The following is a 7,185-nucleotide window of genomic DNA, read 5'->3' as shown; positions in this document are numbered from 1 at the left end:
CGGCCGCCCGGCGTCCCCGCGGGCCACGGCGCGTGCAGCGCGACCCGGCGCGAGGCGTTCGGCGCGCTCCTGTCCAGCCTGCCCCCGGACCCGGTGTCGTTCGCCTCGACCCTCGTCCACGAACTCCACCACGCCAAACTCTCCGCGCTCTCCGCGCTCCTGACGATCCATCGGGCCGACCCCGAGGAACGCCGGTACTTCGCACCCTGGCGCCAGGACCCCCGCCCCTTCGACGGCCTCCTCCAGGGCGCCTACTCGCACCTCGCGATCGCCGACTACCACCAGCGCCTCGCCCTCACCGACCCCGCGCACGCCGAGAGCGCCTGGACCGAGCACTCCCGCTGCCACGCCATGGTCGGCGCCACCCTGCCCGCCCTCGTCGGCTCACCCCATCTCACCGTCCGCGGCCGGCTGTTCGTCGACGCGATGGCCGCCACCTGGGAACGCATGCGCGAGCACCCCGCACCCCGCGGACAACAGGCGCGCGCCCAGGCGTACGTGCACGCCGTCCGCACCCTGTGGACCCAGCGGAACGGGTGAGGGGACGGTGCACGAGTGACGAAACGTCTGCGCGGGCACCACCCGCTGAGCGAAGATCCGCATACCTGGACGCCCGCTCCCCGGTCTCCGGGCTCTTACGGGCGGGGCGCCGAGGTTCTACGCTTTTTTTCCGGAACGACGCGTTGGAGGCCGCCTTGTCTGGAGCCCGCACACCGGTCAGGTCCGCCGAGAGGGGGACCGCACGGCCGACCGTCACGATCAGCTTCGCGGGCTTCAACCGGGCCTGGGCCGCCTGGATGGGCGACCGCCTCGAACGCAACGGCGTCCGGGTCGTCTACCTCCGCTGGGACGCCCCGCCCGAGGTGCCCCTCACCCAGCTCCTGCGCGACCTCATGCTCTCCGAGGGCCGCGTCCTGATCCTCGTCAGCGAGTGGTACTTCCAGCTCGGCCCGCGCAGCCACGAGGAGTGGAACGCCGCGCTGCGCGAGGTCGTCGCCCCCGACCCGACCCGCTTCGCCGCGGTCTCCGTCACCAACGCCTCCCTCCCGCAGGCCGTCGGCTCGCTGTCCCCGGCGAACCTCACCAACCTCGGCGCCGACGAGGCCGAACGCCGCCTCTTCGACCGCCTCGACCTGCCCTACGACCCGCACGCGAACGGCGTCGACGGCCGGCGCGGACCGCGCTTCCCCGCCTCCATGCCCGAGGTGTGGGGCGGGGTCCCGCGCCGCAACACCCGCTTCACCGGCCGCGAGCCCCTCCTCAACGACATCCACCACGTCTTCCAGAGCGCCGAACCCGGCGCAGGCGTCATCACCCTCTACGGCATGTCCGGCGTCGGCAAGACCCAGCTCGGCACCGAGTACATCTACCGCTTCGGCTCCGAGTACGACGTCGTCTGGTGGGTCAACGCCGAGAAACGCGTCACCTACCGGCGCTTCCTCGCCGAACTCGCCCCGAAACTCGGGCTCCAGACCGGCCAGGAGTACGGCGAACGGCTGCGCGCCGTACGGGACGCGCTGCGCCGGGGCGAGCCCTACTCCCGCTGGCTGCTCGTCCTCGACGGCGCCGACGAACCCGAGCAGATCTGGGACCTCGTACCGACCGGCCCCGGCCACGTGCTGATCACCTCCCGCAACCCCGAGTGGTCCGAGCACAACAGCCGGCTCCTGGAGATCCCCGTCTACGCGCGCGACGAGTCCGTCGCCTTCGTCCGCCGCCGCGCCCCCCGCCTCACCGAGACCGAGGCCGACCAGCTCGCCGAGGCGCTGGAGGACCTCCCGCTGCTCCTCGACCAGACAGCGGGCTGGCTCAACGACTCCGACCTCTCCGTCCGCGACTACATCGCCCTGCTGGAGGGCGGCATCGACTCCGACGTCGTCAAGGTCTCCGCGGACTTCCCCGTCGCCTTCCAGACCGCCTGGTCGATCCTGCTGAACAAACTCCGCGAGACCGTCCCCGAATCCGTCGACCTGCTGCGGCTGTGCACGTTCTTCGCGCCCGGCTTCATCCCCGTACGGCTCCTGCGCGACCTGCCCGGCGACGAACTCCCCGAGCAGGTCGCCGGACTGGTCAACGACCCGCTGCTGTGGAACAAGGCGATCAACCAGCTCCGCCAGTACTCCGTCGTCCGCCTGGAGTCCCACGAGGCCAGCCTCGACGAGGCCGCCTCCGGGGACTCCCTCTACCTGCACCGCATGGTCCACCAGATCGTCCATAAGGACATGCCCGAGCCGGACCGCTCCGAGTTCGTCGACGTGGTGCGCAGCGCCCTCGCCGCCGCCGATCCGCGCCGGCCCACCGACACCCGCATGTGGCCGTCGTACGCGGAGATCGTGCCGCACCTCAAGTACGCGGACGTCCTGCACAGCCGCAGCACCGAAGTACAGCAGATGGTCCTCAACTGCCTGCGCTACATGTACCTCTCCGGCGAGTACCGGGCCGGCACCAAACTCGGACGGCGGGCGCTGAGGGCGTGGCGCGGACTCCTCGGCGAGGACCACCCGCGCGTCTGGGACCTGGCCTACCACTACTCCAACCTGCTGCGGGTGGCAGGTGACTACGCGGCCAGCGAGCAGCTCAACCGGTCCGCGGCCGACTACCTGCGCGAGCGGCGCGGCCCGCAGGACCTCGAACACCTCAGGGCCGCCAACGGACTCGGCGGCGACCTGCGCGGCCTCGCCCGCTACGCGGAGGCGCTGGAACTCTCCCAGTGGGTCCTCGTCGCCTACCGCGAACAACTCGGCGACCAGGACTCACGCACACTCAACTCCCTGCAGAACCTCGCCGTGTCGATGCGGCTCCTCGGCCGGTACGAGGACGCCCTCGTCACCGACCGCAAGGCCTGGGAGGCCCGGCGCAACCTGCTGCGCGCCCGCCACCCCTGGACGCTGCTGAACGAGACGTCGTACGCGGTCGACCTGCGCCTCCTCGGGCGCTACGCCGAGGCGGAGTCCGTGCAGGCGCGCAACGTCGAGGAGAGCCGGATCGTCATGGGCGCCGACAATCCACAGACCCTGTACGCCGAACACAACTACGCCCTGTGCCTCTACCGGTCAGGCAACCGGGACGCCGCCGGCCCGCTGTTCGCGAGCGTCCTCGAACGCGGGGAGCGGGTCCACGGCGACTCCCCGACGGCCCTGGTCTTCGCGGCGGCGCAGAGCTGCTTCATCCGTGAGCACGGCGACATCGACCAGGCCCGGGAGCTCAGCGAGTTCATCCTCGCCCGGTACGAGCACGCCTTCGTCGACGATCACCCCTTCCTCGTGGGCGCCCGCGCCAACCAGGCCCTCATCCTGCGCAACGTCGGCGAACGCGACCACGCCCACGCCATCCTCGAACAGGCCCTCAGCGACATGACCGACGTCCTCGGCGCCCGCCACCCCTGGACGCTGGGCGTCGCCCTGAACGCCGCCGCCCTGCGCAACCTGATCGGCGACCCCGAGGCGGCGGAGCGGCTCAGCCGGGCCACCGTCACCAATGCCACCGAGTTCCTCGGCCGCACCCACCCCCTGACCCTCTCCACCCGCATCGCCCACGCCGCCGACCTCCGCAACCTCCGCGACCGCAGGCAGGCCGAGAAGGTCGAGCAGGAGGCCCTGACCGACTTCGAGGAGACCCTCGGACGCCAGCATCCGCACACCATCTCGGCGCGGTCGCGGGTCCGGCCGTACTGGGACTTCGAGCCGCTGCTCACCTGAGAGACGAAGAAGCCCGGCCCCCTTCAGGGCCGGGCTTCTTCATCGTGCCGATGACGGATTACGCCTCGAACACCTCACGCACCAACTGCTCCTGCTCCGCCTGGTGCCGCTTCGCGGAACCGACGGCCGGGGACGAGCTGTGCGGGCGCGAGATCCGCCGCAGCCGCTCGCCGTGCGGGACGTCCGCGCCGACCGCCAGGTCCAGGTGGTCGATCAGGTTGAGCGCGATGAACGGCCAGGCACCCTGGTTCGCCGGCTCCTCCTGCGCCCACAGGTATTTCTCCGCGTTCGGGTACTTGGCGATCTCCGCCTGGAGCTCCGCACCCGCCAGCGGGTACAGCCGCTCGATCCGGATGATCGCCGTGTCCGTGATCCCGCGCTTCTGCCGCTCGGCGTCGAGGTCGTAGTAGACCTTGCCCGCGGTGAAGACGACCTTGCGCACCGCGTTCGGGTCGACCGAGGCGTCGCCGATGACCGGGCGGAACTGCCCGCTCGTGAACTCCTCCGCCTTCGACGCCGCCGCCTTCAGACGCAGCATCGACTTCGGCGTGAAGACGATCAGCGGCTTGTGGTGCGGGTTGTGGACCTGCCAGCGCAGCAGGTGGAAGTAGTTCGACGGCAGCGTCGGCATGGCGACCGTCATGTTGTTCTGCGCGCACATCTGGAGGAACCGCTCCGGGCGCGCGGACGAGTGGTCCGGGCCCTGGCCCTCGTAGCCGTGCGGCAGCAGCAGCGTCACACCGGACGTCTGCGACCACTTCTGCTCGGCGGAGGAGATGAACTCGTCGACGACGGTCTGCGCGCCGTTGACGAAGTCACCGAACTGCGCCTCCCACATGACGAGCGCGTCCGGGCGGGCCAGCGAGTAGCCGTACTCGAAGCCCATGGCCGCGTACTCGGAGAGCAGCGAGTTGTAGACGTTCAGGCGGGCCTGGTCCTCCGAGAGGTAGTTCAGCGGCGTGAACTCCTCGGCGGTCTCCCGGTCGATGATGACCGCGTGCCGCTGGCCGAACGTACCGCGCTGGGAGTCCTGCCCGGCGAGCCGCACCGGCACGCCCTCAAGGAGCAGCGAGCCGATCGCGAGGGTCTCGCCCATGCCCCAGTCGATCGTCCCGTCCTCGACCATGGCCGCCCGGCGCTGGAGCTGCGGCAGCAGGCGCGGGTGGGCCGTGATGTGGTCCGGGATGTTGACCTGGGACTCGGCGATCCGCTTGACCGCCTCGGAGGAGATCGCGGTGGCCGTGGCGACCGGGAACCCGTCCTGCGCCTCCGGGGCACCGGTGGCGGGCGTCAGCGCGGTGGCCTCACGGACCTCCGTGAACACCTTCTCCAGCTGGCCCTGGTAGTCCTGGAGCGCCTGCTCGGCCTCTTCCAGCGTGATGTCGCCGCGCCCGATCAGGGACTCGGTGTACAGCTTGCGCACCGAGCGCTTCTTGTCGATCAGGTCGTACATCAGCGGCTGCGTGAACGCCGGGTTGTCCGACTCGTTGTGACCGCGGCGGCGGTAGCACAGCAGGTCGATCACGACGTCCTTGTTGAACGCCTGCCGGAACTCGAACGCGAGCCGCGCGACCCGGACGACGGCCTCGGGGTCGTCGCCGTTGACGTGGAAGATCGGCGCCTCGATCATGCGGGCCACGTCGGTGGCGTACATGGAGGAGCGGGACGACTCGGGAGCCGCCGTGAAGCCGACCTGGTTGTTGATGACGATGTGGACCGTGCCGCCGGTGCGGTAGCCGCGCAGCTGCGACATGTTCAGGGTCTCGGCCACCACGCCCTGGCCGGCGAAGGCCGCGTCGCCGTGGATCGCGACGGGCAGGACCGTGAAGTCCGTGCCGCCCTTGTTGATGATGTCCTGCTTGGCGCGCGAGACACCCTCGACGATCGGGTCGACGGCCTCCAGGTGCGAGGGGTTCGCGACCAGGCTGACGGTGATCTCCTCGCCGTCCAGACCGGTGAACGTACCCTGCGCGCCCAGGTGGTACTTGACGTCGCCGGAGCCGTGCATCGACTTCGGGTCGAGGTTGCCCTCGAACTCGCGGAAGATCTGCGCGTAGGACTTGCCGACGATGTTCGCGAGGACGTTGAGCCGGCCGCGGTGGGCCATGCCGATGACGACCTCGTCGAGGCGGGACTCGGCGGCGGAGTCGATGACCGCGTCGAGCAGCGGGATGACGGACTCGCCGCCCTCCAGGGAGAACCGCTTCTGGCCGACGTACTTGGTCTGGAGGAACGTCTCGAAGGCTTCCGCCGCGTTCAGGCGGCGCAGGATCCGCAGCTGCTCCTCGCGCTCCGGCTTGGAGTGCGGGCGCTCGATGCGGTCCTGGATCCACTTGCGCTGCTTCGGGTCCTGGATGTGCATGAACTCGACGCCGGTGGTGCGGCAGTACGAGTCGCGCAGCACACCGAGGATCTCGCGCAGCTTCATCAGGGACTTGCCGGCGAACCCGCCGACCGCGAACTCCCGCTCCAGGTCCCACAGGGTGAGGCCGTGCTCGGTGATGTCCAGGTCGGGGTGCTTGCGCTGCTGGTACTCCAGCGGGTCGGTGTCGGCCATCACGTGACCGCGCACCCGGTAGGAGTGGATCAGCTCGAAGACGCGGGCGGCCTTCGTCACGTCGTTGTCGTGCGAGGCGTCGATGTCCTTGAGCCAGCGGATCGGCTCGTAGGGGATCCGCAGCGATTTGAAGACGTCGTCGTAGAAACCGCTCTCGCCGAGCAGGAGGTTCGCGACGATCCGGAGGAACTCGCCGGACGCGGCGCCCTGGATGACCCGGTGGTCGTAGGTCGACGTGAGCGTCATGACCTTGGAGATGCCGAGCTTGTTCAGGGTGTCCTGCGAGGTGCCCTGGAACTCCGCCGGGTAGTCCATCGAGCCGACGCCCATGATCACGGACTGGCCGGGCATCAGACGCGGCACGGAGTGGACGGTGCCGAGGCCGCCGGGGTTGGTCAGGGAGACGGTGACGCCGGTGAAGTCGTCCATCGTCAGCTTGCCGTCGCGGGCGCGGCGGACGATGTCCTCGTACGCCTGCCAGAACTCGAAGAAGCCGAGCGTCTCGGCCTTCTTGATGCCGGCGACGACGAGCTGGCGGTCGCCGTTGGGCTTCACCAGGTCGATCGCGAGACCGAAGTTGACGTGCGCCGGCTTGACCAGCGTCGGCTTGCCGTCCTTCTCCGCGAAGGAGTAGTTCATCGCCGGCATCGCCTTGATGGCCTGCACCATCGCGTACCCGATGAGGTGCGTGAAGGAGATCTTCCCGCCCCGGGCGCGCTTGAGGTGGTTGTTGATGACGATGCGGTTGTCGAAGAGCAGCTTCACCGGGACCGCGCGCACGGACGTCGCCGTGGGGACCTCGATGGAGGCGTTCATGTTCTTCGCGACGGCGGCGGCCGGACCGCGCAGGGTCACGAGCTCGGGGCCCTCGGGGGCCTCCTTCGCGGGCGAGGCGGCGGGGGTCGTCACGGCGGCGGCCTTCGGCTTGGG

3 protein-coding genes are annotated in these 7,185 nt (G+C 70.0%); 2 read left to right on the top strand and 1 reads right to left on the bottom strand.

The window, feature by feature from the left end:
• Positions 1 to 540, top strand: a 540-nt coding sequence (locus tag ACVNF4_RS29755) for an aKG-HExxH-type peptide beta-hydroxylase (protein WP_461805984.1), incomplete at its 5' end; no start/stop codon positions are given.
• A gap of 155 nt (positions 541 to 695) precedes the next feature.
• The gene (gene fxsT / locus ACVNF4_RS29750) at positions 696 to 3,698 is read left to right on the top strand and encodes an FxSxx-COOH system tetratricopeptide repeat protein (RefSeq protein ID WP_461805983.1); all 3,003 of its coding nucleotides are present in this window, start codon (positions 696 to 698) and stop codon (positions 3,696 to 3,698) included.
• A gap of 58 nt (positions 3,699 to 3,756) precedes the next feature.
• Here the strand turns inward: fxsT and ACVNF4_RS29745 are convergent.
• Positions 3,757 to 7,185, bottom strand: a 3,429-nt coding sequence (locus tag ACVNF4_RS29745; protein WP_461805982.1) for a multifunctional oxoglutarate decarboxylase/oxoglutarate dehydrogenase thiamine pyrophosphate-binding subunit/dihydrolipoyllysine-residue succinyltransferase subunit, incomplete at its 5' end; no start/stop codon positions are given.

The sequence above is a fragment of the Streptomyces sp. S6 genome (genome assembly GCF_054880855.1).
This window is presented reverse-complemented; position numbering and strand designations above follow the sequence as displayed.